At 65.0% G+C, this 19,437-nt stretch carries 19 protein-coding genes and 1 tRNA gene; 6 read left to right on the top strand and 14 right to left on the bottom strand.

Annotated elements, in window-relative coordinates:
- Positions 1-27: 27 nt before the first annotated feature.
- Positions 28-666, top strand: a complete 639-nt coding sequence (locus WDA27_03375) for a class E sortase (GenBank protein MFA5889986.1) — start codon at positions 28-30, stop codon at positions 664-666.
- Here the strand turns inward: WDA27_03375 and WDA27_03370 are convergent.
- A complete protein-coding gene (locus tag WDA27_03370; protein MFA5889985.1) occupies positions 663-1,121 on the bottom strand; it encodes a CAP domain-containing protein in 459 nt (152 codons plus the stop codon). The genes WDA27_03375 and WDA27_03370 overlap by 4 nt on opposite strands.
- 377 nt (positions 1,122-1,498) lie before the next feature.
- Positions 1,499-1,572 (bottom strand) — tRNA-Ile (locus WDA27_03365).
- Positions 1,573-1,635: 63 nt separating this feature from the next.
- Here WDA27_03365 and WDA27_03360 point away from each other — a divergent pair.
- Complete coding sequence (locus WDA27_03360) at positions 1,636-1,878, top strand: hypothetical protein (GenBank protein MFA5889984.1); 243 nt, start codon at positions 1,636-1,638, stop codon at positions 1,876-1,878.
- Here WDA27_03360 and glpD read toward each other — a convergent pair.
- Positions 1,875-3,587, bottom strand: a complete 1,713-nt coding sequence (gene glpD / locus WDA27_03355; protein ID MFA5889983.1) for a glycerol-3-phosphate dehydrogenase — start codon at positions 3,585-3,587, stop codon at positions 1,875-1,877. The two genes, WDA27_03360 and glpD, sit on opposite strands and share 4 nt — an antisense overlap.
- A gap of 116 nt (positions 3,588-3,703) precedes the next feature.
- Here glpD and WDA27_03350 point away from each other — a divergent pair, with 116 nt between their 5' ends.
- Positions 3,704-3,991, top strand: coding sequence for a hypothetical protein (locus tag WDA27_03350; GenBank protein MFA5889982.1), 288 nt, complete (start codon positions 3,704-3,706; stop codon positions 3,989-3,991).
- A gap of 476 nt (positions 3,992-4,467) precedes the next feature.
- Positions 4,468-4,638 carry a hypothetical protein gene (locus WDA27_03345; GenBank protein MFA5889981.1) on the top strand — a complete coding sequence of 57 codons (171 nt, stop codon included), beginning with the start codon at positions 4,468-4,470 and terminating at the stop codon, positions 4,636-4,638.
- Positions 4,639-4,689: 51 nt separating this feature from the next.
- Here the strand turns inward: WDA27_03345 and rpoD are convergent, their stop codons facing one another.
- Genes rpoD through WDA27_03330 form a run of 3 tightly spaced genes read right to left on the bottom strand, consistent with a single transcriptional unit; the run spans position 4,690 to position 8,722 of the window.
- On the bottom strand, positions 4,690-5,925 hold the full coding sequence (gene rpoD, locus WDA27_03340) for an RNA polymerase sigma factor RpoD (protein MFA5889980.1): 1,236 nt from the start codon (positions 5,923-5,925) through the stop codon (positions 4,690-4,692).
- On the bottom strand, positions 5,922-7,706 hold the full coding sequence (gene dnaG / locus WDA27_03335; GenBank protein ID MFA5889979.1) for a DNA primase: 1,785 nt from the start codon (positions 7,704-7,706) through the stop codon (positions 5,922-5,924). The genes rpoD and dnaG overlap by 4 nt, the downstream gene beginning before the upstream one ends.
- Positions 7,706-8,722 carry a deoxyguanosinetriphosphate triphosphohydrolase gene (locus WDA27_03330; GenBank protein MFA5889978.1) on the bottom strand — a complete coding sequence of 339 codons (1,017 nt, stop codon included), beginning with the start codon at positions 8,720-8,722 and terminating at the stop codon, positions 7,706-7,708. The genes dnaG and WDA27_03330 overlap by 1 nt, the downstream gene beginning before the upstream one ends.
- A 267-nt stretch (positions 8,723-8,989) precedes the next feature.
- Between WDA27_03330 and WDA27_03325 the strand changes: the two genes are divergently transcribed.
- Positions 8,990-10,900 (top strand): hypothetical protein, encoded by a 1,911-nt coding sequence (locus tag WDA27_03325; GenBank protein MFA5889977.1) that lies wholly within the window; start codon positions 8,990-8,992, stop codon positions 10,898-10,900.
- A gap of 22 nt (positions 10,901-10,922) precedes the next feature.
- Here WDA27_03325 and WDA27_03320 read toward each other — a convergent pair whose 3' ends face one another.
- From WDA27_03320 to WDA27_03310, 3 genes are all read right to left on the bottom strand, one after another.
- The gene (locus WDA27_03320) at positions 10,923-12,185 is read right to left on the bottom strand and encodes an MFS transporter (protein ID MFA5889976.1); all 1,263 of its coding nucleotides are present in this window, start codon (positions 12,183-12,185) and stop codon (positions 10,923-10,925) included.
- Between the two features lie 152 nt (positions 12,186-12,337).
- Positions 12,338-15,025 (bottom strand): pyruvate, phosphate dikinase, encoded by a 2,688-nt coding sequence (gene ppdK / locus WDA27_03315; GenBank protein MFA5889975.1) that lies wholly within the window; start codon positions 15,023-15,025, stop codon positions 12,338-12,340.
- An 89-nt stretch (positions 15,026-15,114) separates the two neighbouring features.
- Entirely contained in the window at positions 15,115-16,509 is a 1,395-nt protein-coding gene (locus WDA27_03310) for a glycine--tRNA ligase (GenBank protein MFA5889974.1), read from the bottom strand.
- A 49-nt stretch (positions 16,510-16,558) separates the two neighbouring features.
- On the opposite strand from WDA27_03310, the gene uppS reads away from it, so the two are divergent.
- Positions 16,559-17,329, top strand: a complete 771-nt coding sequence (gene uppS / locus WDA27_03305) for a polyprenyl diphosphate synthase (GenBank protein MFA5889973.1) — start codon at positions 16,559-16,561, stop codon at positions 17,327-17,329.
- Between the two features lie 189 nt (positions 17,330-17,518).
- Here the strand turns inward: uppS and WDA27_03300 are convergent, their stop codons facing one another.
- The 5 genes from WDA27_03300 to WDA27_03280 all read right to left on the bottom strand — a co-directional run bounded on the left by WDA27_03300 (position 17,519) and on the right by WDA27_03280 (position 18,990).
- The gene (locus tag WDA27_03300; protein ID MFA5889972.1) at positions 17,519-17,773 is read right to left on the bottom strand and encodes a hypothetical protein; all 255 of its coding nucleotides are present in this window, start codon (positions 17,771-17,773) and stop codon (positions 17,519-17,521) included.
- 120 nt (positions 17,774-17,893) lie between these two features.
- Complete coding sequence (locus WDA27_03295) at positions 17,894-18,142, bottom strand: DUF2442 domain-containing protein (protein MFA5889971.1); 249 nt, start codon at positions 18,140-18,142, stop codon at positions 17,894-17,896.
- An 8-nt stretch (positions 18,143-18,150) separates the two neighbouring features.
- On the bottom strand, positions 18,151-18,360 hold the full coding sequence (locus WDA27_03290) for a DUF4160 domain-containing protein (GenBank protein ID MFA5889970.1): 210 nt from the start codon (positions 18,358-18,360) through the stop codon (positions 18,151-18,153).
- Positions 18,323-18,643: a helix-turn-helix domain-containing protein gene (locus tag WDA27_03285; protein ID MFA5889969.1), complete on the bottom strand. Its 321-nt coding sequence runs from the start codon at positions 18,641-18,643 to the stop codon at positions 18,323-18,325. The genes WDA27_03290 and WDA27_03285 overlap by 38 nt, the downstream gene beginning before the upstream one ends.
- Positions 18,643-18,990, bottom strand: a complete 348-nt coding sequence (locus tag WDA27_03280) for a type II toxin-antitoxin system RelE/ParE family toxin (GenBank protein MFA5889968.1) — start codon at positions 18,988-18,990, stop codon at positions 18,643-18,645. The genes WDA27_03285 and WDA27_03280 overlap by 1 nt, the downstream gene beginning before the upstream one ends.
- Positions 18,991-19,437 lie beyond the last annotated feature (447 nt).

Raw genomic sequence — 19,437 nt, 5'->3', positions numbered from 1 at the left:
ATAGGACAACCACCAAGCGACCCACGCGTGAATGCGCGGGTCGCTGCCCGCCGCCTGTCCACCCTGCTCTTCGCAGCATCGATCATCCTGGCTGGTGCGCAGGTCGCGAAAGTGGTCGGCTCGGATAGGTCAGCGCGCGCGAGTCAGCGCGCGCTGGCGCACAGATTCCCGTCGTCGCTTCCCGTCGTCCACACCGACGCTGCCCCTGCGCCATCCACCGTCAAGGAAGGCGCTACCGTGGCACGCCTGAAGATTCCCTCGATCGATCTGGATCTGATCGTGGTGGAAGGCATCAGCGAGAAGAGCTTGGCGAAGGGACCCGGCCATTACCCCGGCGCTGCGTTCCCCGGTCAGGACGGCGTCATCGCGATCGCCGCGCACCGCAACGGGTGGGGCTCGCCGTTCCTTGACCTGAACCGCGTCCTCCGCGGCGACGTCGTGACGCTCATCGATCAGAGCGGAGCGCTTCGCTACCGCATAACCGACTCGACCGTGGTCGGTCCCGATGACGTCTGGGTGCTGCGCGGCGATCCGTCCTCCACGGCGCGCGCGCGCCTCGCCTTGACGACGTGCACGCCCAAGTTCACCTCACGCCAGCGCCTGGTCGTGTGGGGTGACCTGCTTCCCCCGGAGACCATCACCTCGGTGCCGATACGCGCGCGCTAGTTGGTGAAGATCTCGGTGACGTATGCGGTCGAGCCGTTCCATACGACGCCGATCCCCGCCTTACGCCAGTATGAGTTGAGCAGAACCGCGCGATGCGTGGATGAGGACCAGAAAGCGCGATGGATGGCAAGCACGGTCGGGCCGCGGCCGACGTTCTCTCCCGCGCGCGTCCAGCTGTACGAGCGGATCAGATACGGCAGGTTGCTGTGGTAGATCCGACCCCTGTCACGCATCGCGCGGCTGTGCCGCCGAGCGACATCCGACAGCCCTGTGCTGAGCACAACCGCGCGCTTGCCGTAGTTCGCACGAACCGTGCTGACGTAACCGAACATCTGCCGTTCCGCGTTGGCAGCGGTCTGGGCTCTGGCATGCGACGCCGTCACCGGAAACAGCAGGAGCGCGAACGCTAGGAGCGCGGATGTCCCTGAGCGCCGTGCGAACCGTCCCAAGATCATCAATCCCCTCTTCGACGAACGGCCCCCTTACTCAGGCGTATCGACCGGGCCTCACCCGTTCTGAAGAGAACTCACTACAGACGCCCCGATAAATGACTAGTCGCAGGTGAAATGGGTGGCAAATTTAGGCGATCATGAATTGTGCACCAACCTAATCGCAAACAGTGCACCAGTGAGCTTCCCCCGGTAACGCGGACACCTTCACAATGGACACGTCTGAGCACGGCGACTCACCTAGGACCAGGGCCTGGATCTCCTTGTCACGATCACGAAAGCCCGAACGCAACCCGCTTCGATGACACCGGTGCGATACCCCAGACTCCTTGTACTTCGGTTGACCCTGGAGTTCGAACTACGCCGGTTTCTTATCAGATCAGTGGGCCCGCCAGGGCTCGAACCTGGAACCAACGGATTATGAGTCCGCTGCTCTGACCACTTGAGCTACGGGCCCTGCTCGGTCGCCAGACTATCAGCGCGCGCCGGGATCCACCCCGGTGCCGTATCGTTGCGGCCCATGGAAGGGAAGACACCCGCGCGCGCCGCCACCTCCGGTGCAATCCTGGCGATCGTCGCAGGGTTGTTCATGGTGGGGACCTCGCTGCGAACCCTGATCGTGGTGCCGGCGTGCAGCTCCTGCGGGCCGATCAACGCGGCAGCGCATCGGGTGACGGTGTTTGCCACCCTGGCGGTCGGTCTGGTCATGCTCGTGGGTGGGTTCGTCCACATGCTGCGCGCGCGCCGGCGCCCGCGCGCCTAATCCCGCTCGGTCGGGACCACCGGAACCACGTCGGGCGCGCCCAGGCGCGCAGCGTCGGCGGTGTGGTCGTCGGGCTCGGCCTGGGACTCGCGTTCAGCGGCAACTCGCAACAAGTACGCGCGCACTTCGCGCTCGATCTGCTCATCACCCCAGCCAAGCACCGGAGCAATCAAGTGCGCCACTGGTTCGGCGCACTCCACGCCGCGGTCCCAGGTTTCGACCGAGATCCGCGTGCGCCGGGTGAGCACGTCCTCTAAGTGGCGCGCGCCCTCATGGCTCGCCGCATACACCGCCTCGACGCACAGATAGTCGGGCGCGCCGGAGATCGGCTCACGTAGTTCGGGTCGCTCCAGCGCAAGCGCGAGCACTTCGTCGATCGCCGTCCCGTAGCGACCAAGCAAATGCTCGACGCGCGCAACGTGCAGGTCGTGCGCGCGCGCGATGCGACGTCGTTCGTTCCACACGGCGCGGAAACCCTCAGCGCCGACGAGCGGGACGTCTTCCGTGCACGACTCGGGCACGTTCACGCCGAGCGAGCGCGCAGCCGCGTCCACCAAGTCCTTGGCCATCACTCGATAGGTCGTGAACTTCCCTCCGGCAATCACCGCGAGACCCGGGACCGGATGCGCGACGCGGTGCTCGCGCGACAATCGGCTGGTCGCCTCCGACTCGCCCGAGAGCAACGGTCGCAGACCTGCGAACACACCCTCGACATCCTCGCGCGTAAGCGGCGTCGCGAAGACACGGTTCACGTGCTCGAGGATGTAGTCGATGTCGGCACTGCTCGCGGCCGGGTGCGCCTTGTCGAGGTTCCACTCGGTGTCGGTGGTGCCGATGATCCAGTGCCGCCCCCACGGAATCACAAACAGCACGCTCTTTTCCGTGCGCATGATCAATCCGGTGTCCGAGTGGAACCTATCGCGCGGCACGACCAAGTGAATCCCCTTGGACGCGCGCACCCGCAACGTCCCGCGCTCGGTGACCAAGCGCTGCACGTCGTCGGTCCACACGCCGGTCGCGTTCAGCACCTGGCGCGCGCGCACTTCGATCTTCGCGCCGGTCTCGAGATCCACGGCGTGCACGCCGACTACGTGCTCGCCCTCGCGCAGAAAACCGGTGACCTCGGTGCGCGTCGCGACGGCGGCACCGTGTGCAGCGGCGGTGCGCGCGAGCGCGACGGTGAATCGAGCGTCGTCCACCGAGGCGTCGTAGTAGCGAACGGCCCCGACCAGCGCGTCGGAGCGCAGGCCCGGGGCGGACCGAAGGGCGCGCGCGCGCGACAGGTGACGATGGCGCGGAAGCGCGCGCGCGCCGCCGAGCGTGTCGTACAGCAGCAATCCAGCGCCGACGTACGGGCGCTCCCAGCGGTGTTGCAACGGATACAGGAACGAGATAGGTCGAACCAAGTGCGGAGCCAGACGCGTAAGGAGCAAACTGCGCTCCCGCAGAGCCTCGCGGACAAGGCCGAACTCAAACTGCTCCAAGTAGCGCAGCCCGCCATGGATCAGCTTGCTCGACCTGCTGGAGGTTCCCGCGGCGATGTCTCGCATCTCGAGCAGACCTACCGACAACCCACGAGTCGCGGCGTCCAGCGCGGCCCCGGCCCCGACCACACCGCCGCCGACCACGACAACGTCGAAGACCTCTGAGTTCAAGCGGGCAAGCGAGGCCGCGCGCTCCGCGGGTCCCAATCGTGTTCCGGACGGCACCAGATCCTCCAAATCAGACGACCAGGGGATGTTACCCGGCGCGCGCCCCGCCCACGTTTCGCGCTTCTCCGATCGGACTCGCTAGGCTTTCTCCCCGGAGTCGTAGGGAGGATGCCGTGCTGGAGATTGCCGCAGTTCGCCTCGTAGCCGCCGACGACCAAACCCACCACCACATCGACCTCGTCGGGTACCTCTCGCCCCATCTACCCGACGAGCCGATCATGATCGACATCCCTCGCGTCGCGCAGCGCATCGCCCTTGGAGAGAAGTTCGTCGCGGTGGTAGACGGCGAGCAGGCCGAGGTGAGCGTCGGGAAATGCGCCCGCTGCGGGCACGAACCCTACCTGCGGACCACAGCCGACACAGGCGAGAACGAACGACTTCTGGACCTGCCGCCCAAATAGGACGAGGCCCGCCGTAGCGGGCCTCGTAGCTCCGGGGGTGGGACTCGAACCCACGACCTTGCGGTTACACCTCGTCCCGCCGTTTCCGACGGGGGTGGACTATCTCATCACCCTCCCGCTCGCGCGGGGGTGGGTGCCGGGCGCTTAGTCTCTGAACCTTCCTCCGGCTTTGGACACCGAAGGCTTGGCTGCGGATTGCCGTATCTCGCCGAAGCGAAACGTAGGGTTCCCGCAGTTCACCCGGTTTTCACCCGAGGGTTTCCCCTCGGGGCTGCCTCCGACAGCCGCCTGCTCTGCCAATTGAGCTACCCCGGAACAACGCGGGCGAGTATACCAGCGCCTCCACGACCCGACGCCGGCCCCGCCGTAACTTACCCGCCGGTACCCCCTGCCCTACCGGCGGGTAAGTGCTTAAGGTGATCGCGTCCGGGTGGTAGGGGCGGTAACCAACCGCACCGTCGCGGAGTCGGAGGGGCATGATGGAGATCCGGATCGGCAAGTTCCGCTGGCACAACCCGGTCACACCCGAACTCGCGCGCAAGATCATTGCGGTGATCCCGCTATCGAAACAGGAACTGGTTGTCGACGTTCCGCCCGAAGATGATCCCGCGGACGAGATGCTCGACCTCCGCTGTTCTTCGTACTAGCGTCGTCACGAAACAGAACGAGCGGCCGAGAGCCGCTCGTTCTGTTTCGCACTAATCCAGATAGTCGCGGAGCTTCTGGGCGCGCGACGGATGGCGCAACTTCGAAAGCGTCTTGGCTTCGATCTGTCGGATGCGCTCTCGGGTAACCCCGAATTCGCGGCCGACTTCCTCCAGCGTGCGCAAGTGCCCGTCGTTTAGTCCGAAGCGCAACTCGATCACTTTGCGTTCGCGGTCGGACAGCACTCCCATGACGCTCTCCAGGTGCTCCTGAAGCAGAATGAAGCTCGCGGCGTCCACCGGCACGATCGCGTCCGAATCCTCGATGAAGTCGCCAAGGTGCGCGTCATCTTCGGACCCGACGGAGATCTCGAGCGAAACCGGTTCCTGGCTGATCTTCTGGATCTCGCGCACACGTTCGGGAGTCATGTCCATCTCCCGCGCGATCTCCTCAGGAGTCGGTTCGCGGTTGAGTCCGTGCATCAGGGATCGCTGGACCCGCACCAGACGATTGATGGTCTCGACCATGTGCACCGGGATACGAATCGTGCGTGCTTGGTCGGCGATCGCGCGCGTGATTGCTTGGCGAATCCACCACGTCGCGTATGTCGAGAACTTGTATCCCCGCGCGTAATCGAACTTCTCCACCGCGCGAATCAGCCCGAGGTTGCCCTCTTGGATGAGGTCCAGGAACAGCATCCCGCGCCCCACGTACCGCTTCGCGATCGACACCACCAGGCGCAGGTTCGCCTCGATGAGGCGTTTGCGCGCCACCTGGCCTTCGCGCTCGACATGACGGAGCAGTTCACCGATCAGATCCGGGCCGGCACCGCGGTCGAGACGCGTTCGCTCCTCGGGAAGGTCGGCCTTCTCCAGCAGCTCTCGCAGCCGCGCTGTGCCGGGCGGAGGTCGGTGACCGACAAGATCCTCCGCCTCCAGGCCCGCCTCGATCTTCTTGGCGAGCAAGACCTCGTCGGCGCCGGTCAGCAACCGAACTTTGCCGATCGTCTTCAGGTACATGCGGACCGGGTCCGCCGTCTGTCCGGGGCCGTCATCCACGACGGCGGTGACCATTCCGTCGCCGGACACGTCGTCGTCGTCCTCCTCCAGGATCTCGATCCCGGCCCGATGCAACGCAGCGTAGACGGCGTCGAGAACCTCAGGAGTCGGCTCGGCGGCAACGAACAGCCGATCGATCTCGTCGGGAGTGACGAAACCGCGCTTGCGCGACTGCGCGACGAGTTCGTCTACGTCCCGCGGCGGCTGCTCGCCCACAAGCCTCGTCGTCACCGCTCCTCCCCCTCCGCCGCGCTCAGACTTCTCTTCACGCGTTCGAGATCGATCAACTCGGTGAACTTTGCTTCGTATTCCTCGTGGCGATCGATCGGATTGATCCGCTGCAGCGCTGCCTTCATCTCATCGATTTGCCGTTGCAGCGCGGATTCCTTCAGGCGCAAGAAGATCTCCACAATAAGCCGCTCGGTCACCTCCCCGGCCGGCGGCTGCACGGCGAGTTCGGTGTAGGCCCGCCGCGCGTCATCGTCCGGGAGCGATTCCGGCGCGTCACCGGCAACGATGGATTTCCAGATGGCTCGGTGAACGGGAACCGAGAGATGCTCGTCCGAGAGATCATCAATCCGGTCCTTCACCAACGGCGGGTGTTGGATGGCGATCTTCAGCGCTTCACGCTCCAGTCGGACTTGCGCGCTCGAACGCTTCAGCACGGCGTCGCTCGTGGCCCGCGGAACGACACCGGTGCGCACGACCTTCTCAAGCTCGACGAAGATGATGTGCGGGTCCACCTTGATCCAGTCCGACAGACGCCGCGCGTACTCGGTCCGAACGACCTCGTTGTCGGTCTTGGCCAGCAGCCGCAGACCCGAGGACAGGGCGCGCGCGCGCACCTCGGGGTCGCCGACCGCGTACCGGTCGGCCTCGCGTCGCAAGACGAACTCCAGCAGCGGCACCGCATCGTCGACGAGCGCGCGAAACGCATCCCCTCCTTGCGCGCGCACCGCATCGGCCGGGTCCTGTCCGGCCGCCATCAAGACCACCTTCACCGTCAGACCCATCTGCTGCGCATCGCCGACCAACTGGTCGTACATGCGCTCAGCGGCATTTGCCCCGGCGTCGTCGGCGTCCAGGGACAGCACGACCTGCTGAGAGAAACGCTGAAGCGTGCGCAAGTGCTCCAGACCCAGGGCGGTGCCGCAGGTGGCGACGGCCTCGCGGATGCCGGCTTGGTGCAAGGCGATCACGTCGGTGTATCCCTCGACGACGAGCGCGCGCCCTTGCTTGACGATCTCGCTCTTGCCGACGTTCAGCGCATAAAGGATCTGCGCCTTCTTGTAGATCGGGCTCTCGGCGGAGTTCAGGTACTTGGGTCCGTCACCTTCACCCAGGCGGCGCGCGCCGAAAGCGACCGGGTTGCCCGTGACGTCGAAGATCGGGAACATCAGTCGCCCACGGAAACGATCCACGAGTCCGCCGCCGTCCGCCTTCATTCCCAAACCAGCCGCGACAATCTCATCTTCGGAGAAGCCCTTGCGCGCAAGGTGGCGGCTCAACTCCTCCCGGCGCGGCAGCGAAAACCCGACTCCGAAAGTCTCCACCGTCTCGCGCGCAAAGCCGCGGCCCTTGAGGTAGGCGCGCGCGCCCTCCGAGTCCGGGCCCTTCATCAGCGTCGCGTGGAAGAACTCGATCGCGATGCGGTGCGCGTCGATCAAGCGCAGACGTCGCTTCTGCGCCTCACGGTCCGCAGCCGACAATTGCTCGTAGCGCAGATCGACGCCGGTGCGGCGCGCGAGATGCTCGACGGCCTCGACGAACGACAAGTTGTCGATCTTGCGCACGAGATGGATGACATCGCCGCCCTCGCCGCACCCGAAGCAGTGATAGAGCCCCTTTGCGGGATCCAGCGACATCGATGGGGTCTTCTCGGGGTGGAACGGGCACAGCGCCTTGTACAAACGTCCTGCGCGCTTGAGTTGCATGTACTCGGCCGCGATGTCGATCAGGCTTGCCCGGCGACGCACCTCTTCGAGATCCTCGTCGCGAATCCGACCCGCCATCAGCCCGCCAACTCCTGATACCGCCGCAGGGCGTAGCCGTCGGTCATCCCCGCGACGTAGTCGGCGACGCGCGTCGGGCCGTCACCGGGAATCGAGTTGTACTCCGACGGAAGCGCGTCGGGATTGGCCGTGTAATGGCGAAACAGCGACTCAATCACCTCGGATGCCTGATCGCGATCGGCGCTCGTGAGCGGAGCCAGGTACACGTGATCGAACATGAACCGGCGGAGCGCTTCCATCGCCCGCAAGGGCTCCGGAGCCATCTGAACGACGGCGGTTCCGGCGCTCGCCTCCACGACACCCATCACCAACTTGTTGATCCGCTCGGCGTGCGAGCGCCCGAGCACGTCAGAGACCTCCGCGGGGATATCGTCCTTCGTAATCAGTCCGGCGCGGATTCCGTCGGCCAGGTCGTGGTTCAAGTACGCGATCCTGTCGGCGAATCGAACGATCCAGGCTTCCAGCGTTCCCGGCGGCGGCTGCGACCAGGAGTGACCCACGATTCCGTCACGAACCTCCCAGGTCAGGTTGAGGCCTCGCCCGCCGTACTCCAAGACCTCCACGACGCGCAGGCTCTGTTCGGCGTGCTTGAAACCGCGGCCGAGCAACCTGGAGAGCACGTCCTCGCCGACGTGGCCGTACGGCGTATGCCCCAGGTCGTGGCCGAGCGCGATCGCCTCGGTGAGGTCTTCGTTCAGCCGGAGCGCCCGCGCGATAGTTCGGGCGACCTGGGCGACCTCCAGGGTGTGAGTCAGCCGGACCGTGTAGTGGTCCCCAATCGGAGCGATGAAGACCTGGGTCTTGTGCTTGAGACGTCGGAAGGCCTTGCAGTGCAGGACCCGATCGCGGTCGCGCTGGTAGCAGGTTCGCAGCGGGTCCCGCCCCTCGGCCCGCTCACGACCCTTCGACTCCGCCGCGCGCGAAGCCCACGCGACGAGGATGTCTCCCTCGATTTGTTCGGTGCGCTCGCTGATCGTCGTGGTCAACGCGTCTTCTGCTCCCAGTCCAACGATCATCAGCGTATCGGCGCGCGCCGACAGCGCGCCGCGAAGAGTGCCCCAGGGTAGGAGCCGGGCTCCGGCGAGGTCAACTACGGGAAAAACGCAGGACTCGGGCAGTCGGGAGCGCGCGCGCCGACGACCTGGTTTGTACCTTTCTACTGGATTGACGGGCAGTTTCCCCCATACGAGAGCCGGGCGCGCGGGAGGAAACGGGCTACGTCGGTCGAACCGTACAAGGAAGCAGAAACCCGACTTCAAACGTATTTGCGAAAGGGGCTACTCATGCGACGCAGGGTGTCCAAGTACACCAGCGCGCTCATCACCCTCGCCGTTGCCACGACGTGGGCAGCCGGAACCGTCACCGGAAGCGCAGCAGAACCGGCCGACAATGTCTTCATCCGCCAGGCCGGCAACGGATCAGGCGTCAGCGAGCCGGTCATCGAGGACTTCAGCCTCGGGACCGTCCTGTTTAGCAACGTCCGGTTCCAAGTGTGCGACCCCCCATACTGCGTCCAGCGCCCGATCGCCAAGTACGTCGCCTGGGGCGCCATCGAGACGACGGACGCCACCGGAGCCGAGGTAACCCAGCTCGCGATGGCGACGGGCGGAGACGACGGACTCCGCTGGTCCAGTCCGTCCGCCGCAACGCTGAAGGACTCCGACAACAACGTGGGCCCGTTCCTGCTGAACGGCAACGGACAGTTCTTCGACGTCGTCTTCACCGGCGCTCAGCAGACTCCCTTCGAGATCTTCTACCGCACGGGGACCGACGAGGAGCTCTCGGACATCTCGTCGATTCACCGGGCCACGTCGGTCGACGGGGTTGCCTGGACCGATGACAAGTCGATCACTCAGACGACGACGAATCTCATCGAACCGGGAACGTTCAAGGCGCAGTCGTACGGCCCCACGGACGTCATCTTCCAGCCCTCGGGCAGCAGCTCGTGCACGACGGCATCGCCGTACTCACCGTGGAGCTGCAAGTACGTGATGCTCTACGACGCGACCGGACCGACGGACGATCACCCCGAATGGGCGCAGTCGGTCGGCATCGCGGGCTCGGACAACGGCACCGCTTTCCGCGGGATGGACTCCTACATCCTCACGGCAGGTGCCGCGGGCTCCTGGGACGAGCAAGCGGCCACGCTGGCCCACGCGCGCGTTCTGGGGGCCGGCAAGGTGGAGCTGTACTACTCGGGCGGAATGCGCCCAGCCAGCACCTGCATGCACGGCGACAGCGTGAACGGTCGCGCAGGGTGCTTCTCGATCGGAACCGCTTACGGTGACGGACTCGTCTTCACGAAGAACGCTTCCAACCCGGTGACGCCGAGTGCCTTGCTGGACGCGTTCAGCAAGAACGCTCCGACCACGATCTGGAACCCGCAGGTCGTCGATGCCGGGACCAACCCGTCGAAGGTGTACTTCACGCGGATCACCGACAAGCTCGACACGGACGTCTTCCTCGCCTACACGGCGCCGGCGCCGGCGCAGAGCCCCGAGATCGCGCTCTCGTCTCCCTCCGGGGCCTACGCAAGAAACGAGTCCATTCCCGTCGTCGCGTTCCTGAGCGATACGCTCGGCTCCACCGCGGCGAAGATCGGCCTGGACATGTCGACGCTCGCGATCACGCTCGACGGCCAAACACTCGGCGGATATATAGCCGAGAGCAGCATCGTCACCGCCTATGACCGGCCGGCAGAGAGAATCACCATCGCGGCCGACCAGATCAGGGTAGGGACCGGCATTCACACTCTGAAGGTGAGGGTTTCCGACCGCGACGGCAACACCACGACCCTGACGCGACAGTTCGAGATCGACGAAACGGCTCCGGTCACACAGATGACGGGGAAACCGGACCCGGCCTCGCCGCAATTCGGGTTCCCGGACTCCATCGGAACCTTCAGCGGCACCACTGTTGAAGGCGCCGACACCACCGGAACGTCGCTGATTCGCCTTCGCGCGATCGTGGTGGACCCGCTGGGACAGGTCAAGACCTACGAGACCCCGCGCGCCACCGGGTTCCCGGTCGACAAGGCTTCGGCCAAGACCTGGAACTGGACCTTCGTGGCCCCCACGCTGGATCCGTTCTTCGTGGTCCCGGGCAACTACACCGTGAGCGTGGTCGGGATCGACGCGGCCGGAAACGTAGAACCGGTTTCCCCGGCGAACACCGCGACCGTCCTGGTCCTGTAAGTAGTCGGAATGCGGGTGCTGCTCAGGCGCGCGCGGTCAGCGCGGGCCTGAGCAGCACCGCACCGGCGAGCAACAGCACGAGCCCGGCTGCGGCAAGCATTACTTGCGTGCCGTCCATGGCCCACAGCACTCGGCCCGCGCCGAGCGCGTTGGCTCCCCAAGCCGCGAGAAGACCGACGCCGACTGCCAGCGTCCGCAATCCCCCGTGCGCGGCGGCAAATGCGCGCCCGCGCACGGCGTCGTGGACACGATCCTGCAGGATCGTGATTCCACCAAGCATCGTCACGACCGCAGCCGCTCCGAAGATCAAGCCCATGCCGTAGCCGACCACCGTCGAGGGGAACACCGCCATCGACAGAAGAATGAGCCCCATCACGCCGGTGCCCAGGTGGAACATCTTGGGGAGCACCCGGCGCGCGCGCTGAACCGCAACGGTACCGATGAGGGCGCCCGCGCAAAAAGAAGTCAGTAGGCCGCCGTACGCGGCAGGACCGGCGTGCAGTGTCCCTCTCACATACGCAAGACCGAGCGTGAGCAGCGACCCACCGCAGCAAGCCGCAATAACCGCACCAACGACGACGCGGCGCAGCGTGGGATCTTCTCGCAAGACCTGACGGAGCCGGATCTTGTTCTCCGGCTCACTCGTGTCCGCGGCGGTCGCCGGCACCCGCTGCGGGATCCCGGCTGCCGAACGAATCCTGCCGAGCAGCACCGTCGCGGCGACGAGCGTCGCGGCGGCCGTAAGCAGCGCGAGGTCCACGCCCGGGCTCATCACGCGCGCTTGCAGCCACGTCAGCCCCGCGAAGATCGCGGAACCAACCGGCATCGTCCCAAATGCAGACCCCATCGAGACTGCGTTGGCCGTCGCGAGATGCTCGGAAGGCACGAGGCGAGGCAACGTTGCGTCCCGCGCAGAGACATAACCGATGGTTGCCATTTCCGCGAGCAACGCCAGACCAAGAACCGGGGCGATGTCCGACACGAACGGCAGCGACCCATAAATCACCGCGCGCCCGGCCGTGCATGCCACGAGCACTCTGCGACGATCCAACTTGTCGACGAGTGCGCCGAGAAACCCTCCAACGAGGGCGGCCGGCAAGATCCGGAACGCAAGGACGATGCCCGACGCAAAAGCGGAGTGCGTCTTGTCCCAAACCAGAGCGAGCAACGCGAGCGTGGCAAGCCACTCACCCGTTCCGCCAAAAACTTGAGAAATACAAAGCCTGCGGAAGTCCTTCTTCGAGAAGAGGGTGCGCAGAACGGCGAATCTGTGGACGATCCTCATGATCTACTCAGGGTAGGCCCCAGCGCCGGAAGCTGCATCTTGCCTGATGAATCGTCGCGCGCACGCACCATATTGAGAAACGAGTCGCACAACTTTATGGACCCACCAGGATCTGGCGGGTTCTCTTTTATCGCTTTCGCTTTGGCGAGTGACTACTTCGACGCAGCTTCCGCTCCGCCGAGTACCGCATGCGCTGCGGCAAGGCGCGCGATCGGAACGCGGAACGGAGAGGCACTCACGTAGTCGAGTCCGATCTGATGGCAGAACTCCACCGAGGATGGATCTCCACCGTGTTCGCCGCAGATCCCGAGCTTGATGTTCGGACGGACTGCGCGCGCCTTCTCTACCGCAAGGCGCATCAGGCTGCCGACGCCGACGCGGTCGAGCGTGGTGAAGGGATCTTCGGCAAGCACTCCGTGGGTGACGTACACGTCCAGAATCTTGGCGACATCGTCGCGAGAGAACCCGAAGGTCATCTGGGTGAGGTCGTTCGTCCCGAAACTGAAGAACTCCGCGTGCTGCGCGATCTCGTCGGCGACGGTGGTGGCGCGCGGGATCTCGATCATGGTCCCGAGCATGTACTTGACCTTGACGCCGGTCTCCTTGATCACCTGCTTGCAAACCAGATCGGCCTCGTCGCGCGTGCGCCGGATCTCCTCAGCGATACCGACGAGTGGGATCATGATCTCTACGCGGGGGTCCTTCTTCTCGGACTTCAGGCGGCACGCCGCTTCCATGATGGCGCGCACCTGCATCGCGTACAGGCCCGGCTTCATCAAACCGAGGCGCACACCGCGCATCCCGAGCATCGGGTTCTGCTCGTGCAGTCGCTCAACCGCGTGCAACACCTTTCGCTTGGCGGCGGTGACCTTCTTGCCCGTTGCCTCTGCAACGGCAATCTCCGATGACAGCGACACCAGGTCGGGAAGGAACTCGTGCAGCGGAGGATCGAGCAGACGAATCGTCACCGGCAGCCCATCCATCGCCTTGAGGATCCCGTAGAAGTCCTCGCGCTGCAGCGGCAACAATGCGTCGAGCGCCTGGGCTTCGCCTTCCTCGGTGTCCGCGAGGATCAACTTCTCGACCAGCGGACGACGGTCGCCCAGGAACATGTGCTCGGTGCGAGCGAGGCCGATTCCTTCCGCACCGAACTCGCGCGCCTTCTGCGCGTCCTCGGGCGTGTCGACGTTGGCGCGCACCTTCAGCGTCCGGATCTTGTCGGCCCACGCCAGGATCTGCGCGAACCCACCGGAGACCTCCGGCTCCTTCAGGGGAACCGAGCCCAGATACACCTTGCCGGTCGTCCCGTCGATCGAGATAACGTCGCCTTCCTTGACCACCGTTCCGCCGGCGGTGAAACAGCGCGCGTTGAGGTCCACATCCAGCGCATCGGCGCCGCATATGCAGGGGGTCCCCATGCCGCGCGCGACTACCGCGGCGTGCGAGGTCTTGCCTCCGCGCGACGTCAGGATTCCTTGCGCGGCAATCATCCCGCCGAGGTCGTCCGGATTGGTCTCGCGCCGGACCAGAATGACCTTCTCGCCCTTGGCTGCGCGCTGCTCCGCGCGCACGGCGTCGAAGACGGCGGCCCCGACGGCGGCTCCCGGCGATGCGTTCAGGCCCTTGCCGATCACGACGAGGCCCTTGGCCTCGTCGTCGACCATCGGGTGCAACAACTGATCGACCTGCTCGGGTGACACGCGACCGACGGCCTCGGACTTGTCGATCAGTCGCTCCTGGACCATGTGCACGGCGATCTGCACGGCGGCGGCGGCAGTGCGCTTGCCCACGCGCGTCTGCAACATCCACAACTTGCCGTGCTCGATGGTGAACTCGATGTCGCACATGTCGCGGTAGTGCTTCTCGAGCGTGCGCATGATGCCGAGCAACTGCTTGAATGCCTTCGGGTTGATCTTCTCGAGGTCCTGCAACGGCAGCGTGTTGCGAATACCCGCGACCACGTCCTCGCCCTGAGCGTTCACGAGGTAGTCGCCATACAGGCCCTTCTCGCCCGACGCCGGGTTGCGCGTGAACGCGACGCCGGTACCGGAGTCGTCGCCGAGGTTTCCGAAGACCATCGCCACGATGTTGACCGCGGTTCCGAGGTCGTCGGAGATCTTCTCCTGACGGCGATACAGGCGCGCGCGATCACCGTTCCAGGAATCAAACACCGCGAGGATCGCGAGCGTCATCTGCTCGCGCGGGTCTTGCGGGAACTCGCGTCCGGTCTCTTTCTTCACGATCTTTCGAAATGCCTCGACGACCTTGGCGAGGTCTCCCGCGTCGAGGTCGGTGTCGGACTCGACGCCCTTGCGCTTCTTCGCCTCGTCCAGCACGTGCTCGAAAGCCTCGCCCGACGCGCCCATCACGATGCGGCCGAACATCTGGATAAAGCGCCGGTACGAGTCCAGGGCGAAGCGCTCGTTGTTCGCCTGCGCCGCAAGTCCCTTGACGCTTTGGTCGTTGAGTCCCAGGTTCAAGACGGTGTCCATCATTCCCGGCATCGAGAACTTCGCGCCCGAGCGAACGCTGACCAGAAGCGGATCGTCGGCGTCGCCCAAGCGCCGGCCCATCGCCTTCTCCAGCGCGCGCAAGTGCCGCTCGACTTCCTCTGCGAGACCTTCGGGGTACGCGCCTGTGTGCATGTAGGCGCGGCACGCCTCGGTGGTGATGGTGAATCCCGGAGGGACCGGCAAGCCGATCTGCGTCATCTCGGCGAGGTTTGCGCCCTTGCCTCCGAGCAGGTCCTTCATGCCTTTGTTTCCCTGCGCAAAGGCGTAGACATACTTCGGACGACGCGGGGCCGATACACGAGCGGGCTTGCTGGTCTTCGCGGGCATAGCGATCACCATCTCCAGGACGTGAGGACGAGGCCAAACTCTATCGAACGGCCGCCCAAAGGGCCGCTTCAGGGTTCACGCACAAAACGTCAGACGGGGAGCTTTTCGCCCAGGCGGGCGACCAGCTCGGCAATCGGCAAGCGCTCTTGCTTCATGGTGTCGCGGTCCCGGATGGTGACCGCGCGGTCTTCGAGCGAATCGAAGTCCACCGTCACGCAGAACGGGGTCCCGACCTCGTCCTGGCGACGGTAGCGACGGCCGATGGATCCAGCATCGTCGTAGTCGATCATCCAGCGCGCGCGCAGCGCATCGGCCACCTCGCGCGCGGCCGGGACCAGCTTCTCGTTCCGCGACAGGGGCAGCACGGCGACCTTGTACGGCGCAAGCTCGGGATGCAGACGCAGCACCGTCCGCTTCTCTTCTCCCCCACCGGCCTTGGGAGCCAACTCCTCTTCGTAAGCGTCGATCAGAAACGCCAACGTCGCGCGGTCGGCTCCGGCCGCCGGCTCGATGACGTAGGGGTGGTAGCGCTGTTCCTGCTCCTGATCGAAGTAAGTCAGGTCCTGGCCCGAGAACTCCTGATGGCGCCGAAGGTCGAAGTCGGTCCGGTTCGCGATCCCCTCAAGCTCGCCCCAATCGGTGAACGGGAACCGGTACTCGATGTCCACCGTGCGCTTGGAGTAGTGCGACAACTCGTCGGCTTCGTGCTCGCGCAGGCGAAGGTTCTCCTCGCGAATGCCGTAGTGGTGGTACCAGGCGAGGCGCTGGTCGATCCAGTGCTGATGCCACTCTTCGTCGGTGCCGGGCTTACAGAAGAACTCCATCTCCATCTGCTCGAACTCGCGCGTGCGGTAGACGAAGTTCCCAGGCGTGATTTCGTTGCGGAAACTCTTGCCGACCTGCGCGATCCCGAACGGAACCTTCTTGCGCGTGGTCTGTTGGACGTTCACGAAGTTGACGAAGATCCCTTGCGCGGTCTCGGGGCGCAGCCACACCATCGCCGTCGCATCCTCAACCGGGCCCATGTAGGTCTTGAACATGAGGTTGAAGTTGCGAGGGTCGGTGAACTTGGCGGCGCCGCAGTTCGGACAACGTCCGCCCTTGGCGGCGTCCACCGTCGCGGTGCCGTCCTCGTGCCCGGACTGGGGAGCGTGGAAGCCCGGGATGTGGTCGGCGCGGAACCTCTGGTGGCAAGACAGGCATTCCACCAGCGGATCGCTGAACGTCTCGACGTGCCCCGAGGCCTCCCACGTGCGCGGCGCCATCAAAATCGCAGCGTCCAAACCGACGACGTCGGCTCGGTTCTGCACCATGTGGCGCCACCACGCGTTCTTGACGTTGCGCTTCAGCTCGACGCCCAGCGGACCGTAGTCCCAGGTGGAGCGAAGCCCGCCGTAGATCTCCGACGACGGGAAGATGAACCCTCTGCGCTTGCAGAGGTTGACGATAGTTTCCAAAGAGTCGACCACAGTGGGCGCAATCATACCGTGTCGATCCTCGACGGAAACGGGCGCGGTGCTACGCTGCTTCCCAATGGCGTACAAACCGCGTGACCTGCTGTATCGCGCGTACGAGCGACGACTGGAAACCGAGGTGCGCGCCGGGACGCTGCCCCGGCACGTGGGCGTCATCCTGGACGGAAACCGTCGCTGGGCGCGCGACATGGGGTATGCCAGCGCAAGCGAGGGACACCGCCGCGGTGCCGCCAAGATCGACGAACTTCTCGGCTGGTGCGCGGATCTGGATATCCCCGTGGTCACCCTTTGGTTGCTTTCGACTGAGAACCTGCGGCGCGACCCCGACGAGATCGGCGAGTTGCTGCGCGTGATCGAAGAGAAGGTGACCGATCTGGCGCGCGCCGGCCGCTGGCGCTTCCAAGCCCTCGGCGCTCTGGAGATGCTCCCCGAACACACGCGAAGCGTTTTGGAAGAGGCGCGCGCGCAAGCCGAAGGCCGCGAAGGCCCGGTCTTGAACGTCGCCGTCGGCTACGGCGGCCGCCAAGAGATTGCCGACGCGACTAAGCGCCTGCTCGAGAGTTACGCCGACGACGGCGCCGACCTCGCCGAGGCCGCCAAGCGCATCACCCCCGAGGAGATCGCGCGGTTCCTCTACACCGCCGGACTCCCCGACCCCGACCTCATCATCCGCCCCTCGGGCGAAGTGCGACTGTCGGGGTTCCTGCTATGGCAAAGCGCGCACTCCGAGTTCTACTTCTGCGACCCCTACTGGCCAGACTTCCGCCGCATCGACTTCTTGCGCGCGGTGCGCGCCTACCAACAACGCCAACGCCGCTTCGGCCTGTAGGCCCCGCGCGCGTCCCCGGCATCCAACCCCCGCGCGCCGTCGCGCCCTGCTCCGTTCTCGTGTGATCTAAGCGTCACATGTGACGCCTGGACCACCCGAGAACCAAAGGCCGACGCGGGTTCGCTTACGACTTGAGATCCGCGCGCGCCGAAAGCAGGCGTCGCCGCTCCGAGAGGGCATCTCGAGACGTCACACCAGGGCAGCAACAAGGAGGCGTGCGCCGAATGCAACAAAGGCGAGACCGTAGACGATGAGCCATGCAGCTCTGATGCGACTCGCGTAGCCATTCGGCCATCCAGCGGCGAAGAACGTGAGCACCGGATGCCTGCCCCACCACCAACCCTCGCCTCGCCTTGGTCGTCTTTTCAGGGTGTAGACCGCATGGGAGACGACAAGGACACCGAGAACCATGAACACCAACCCCAGGACGAGTACCTCGATCACCAGGCATCCCGCCGGTGCCGGGAGTAGCAGGGTTCGGAGTTCACCGCTCGAACATCCGCCGAGCGGTGTGGCGGCTGAGCCGCGTGAGCCCGCAGGGCGAGCGTCGGTTCAAGCCGCAAGCTATGCCGCGGCGATCGACTTCGCGCGCTCATGCAGAGCCTCCGGTGCAATGTCGGCGCCATTCGGCCAGACGATCGCCCCAGCCTCGATGAAGAAGCGCTTGAAGAAGTCCTGATCCCTTACCGGTTGGAAGACAGGCCCGTCGAGCCAGTCCGAAAAGTCGACCACGGCTTCCGTCCCATCGTTGAAGGCGAGGTTGATCTTGTACTCACCCCGGTATTCAGCTTTCGTTACGAGTGGAAGATCCACCTCGACTCCTATTCCAGCGGTTCGATTCGCTCCAGGGGTTCGCCAAGACGCGCGCGTTCCCAGTCAGCCTCTAACTCCTCAGTGTGCGCGATGGCCCACTCCTTCACCAGCCTTCGCGCCGTCCTGGACATCGTCCCTGCGAGCAGGTTTCCGAGGCTCAGCCGAGCGGTCGGCGCCGAGTTAGGCGGCGTGCGAAGCAATGACCCGGCCGACCTCACTTCGCGTTGCTCCGAGTGTCAAGAGAGCGCGCACGAGCAGATCGATCGAGACGGACGGATCGGCCGCCTCCATCTTCGCGACGCGCGATTGGCTTGAGTCGAGGAGCTTGGCAACCATTGATTGCGTCCATCGGCGCCGGTTCCTGATCTTGCGCAGGTGGTCGGCAAGCGCGAGCTTGAGCTCCACGAACGCGACCTCTTCCGGACTGAGTTCCAAGAAGCCTGCCGCGTCTCCGACTCGCCACCCGACCGCCTCAACCTTCTTCCTCTTGCTCGCTTGCATCACGTCTCCCTGCCCCTGCTCGCTGCGTCGTACGCCCGAAGCCGACGTCGGCAGGTCTCGAGGACCGCCGAAGGCGTCTTCGCCGTCTTCTTGCTGAACACATCCGCTATCACGATGGCGTCCTTGTCAATCCGGTAGATGATCCTCCACGTTGCGTTCGCATCGTTCACCCGCAACTCGTGGCAGCGGCGACCAACATCCGGCATCGGCCGCGCGTGCGGAAGGCCGAGCGACTCACCCCGCTGGAGACGACGCAACAAGACACCCGTCTCGATCCGCGCTTGCCGAGACAGCGGAGGCGTCTTGACCTCGCCGTGCATCCACACCAGCGGCTTTTCATCGCTCACCGGACGTAAGCATATGTCAGCCTCGACATAGCGTCAACGGCCTCCTGTCGCTGCGGTGCCCCGTTCTCCGTTAGCTGCCGCGTCGGCGTTCCCACAAGTCCCCCTTCCCGATTCGCGCGCGCCCGAGAGCGACATCGGCCTTGCTTGCGGCGTGCCACGGCGACGACGTCGCGGCGGAACTCCGCGGAGAACGCTTTTGGCATGGTGACCATCCTTTCGGTGAGGACGCATGCTCACGCATCAGGTGGCAACCAGACCTGGGGCAGTCTTTATCATTCGCGTCACATGAGTCATTCGTATCGCCGTGCCTCGCGTTTGGACGAGATATAACCGGAAGTTGTGGATGCGTGGTTTGAACAAAGACGCGGCGTACCCTTCCTTCGACTGAAAGCGATGTCGGAGGCCGGTGCTCGAACACCGGCAGGAAGGAGTACGCCAGTGCTCAAG

This window comes from Actinomycetota bacterium, assembly GCA_041658565.1.
In the GTDB taxonomy this organism is placed as follows: Bacteria; Actinomycetota; AC-67; order AC-67; family AC-67; genus JBAZZY01.
The sequence above is the reverse complement of the archived record's forward strand: the minus strand, read 5'-3'. Positions and strand labels throughout refer to the sequence as shown.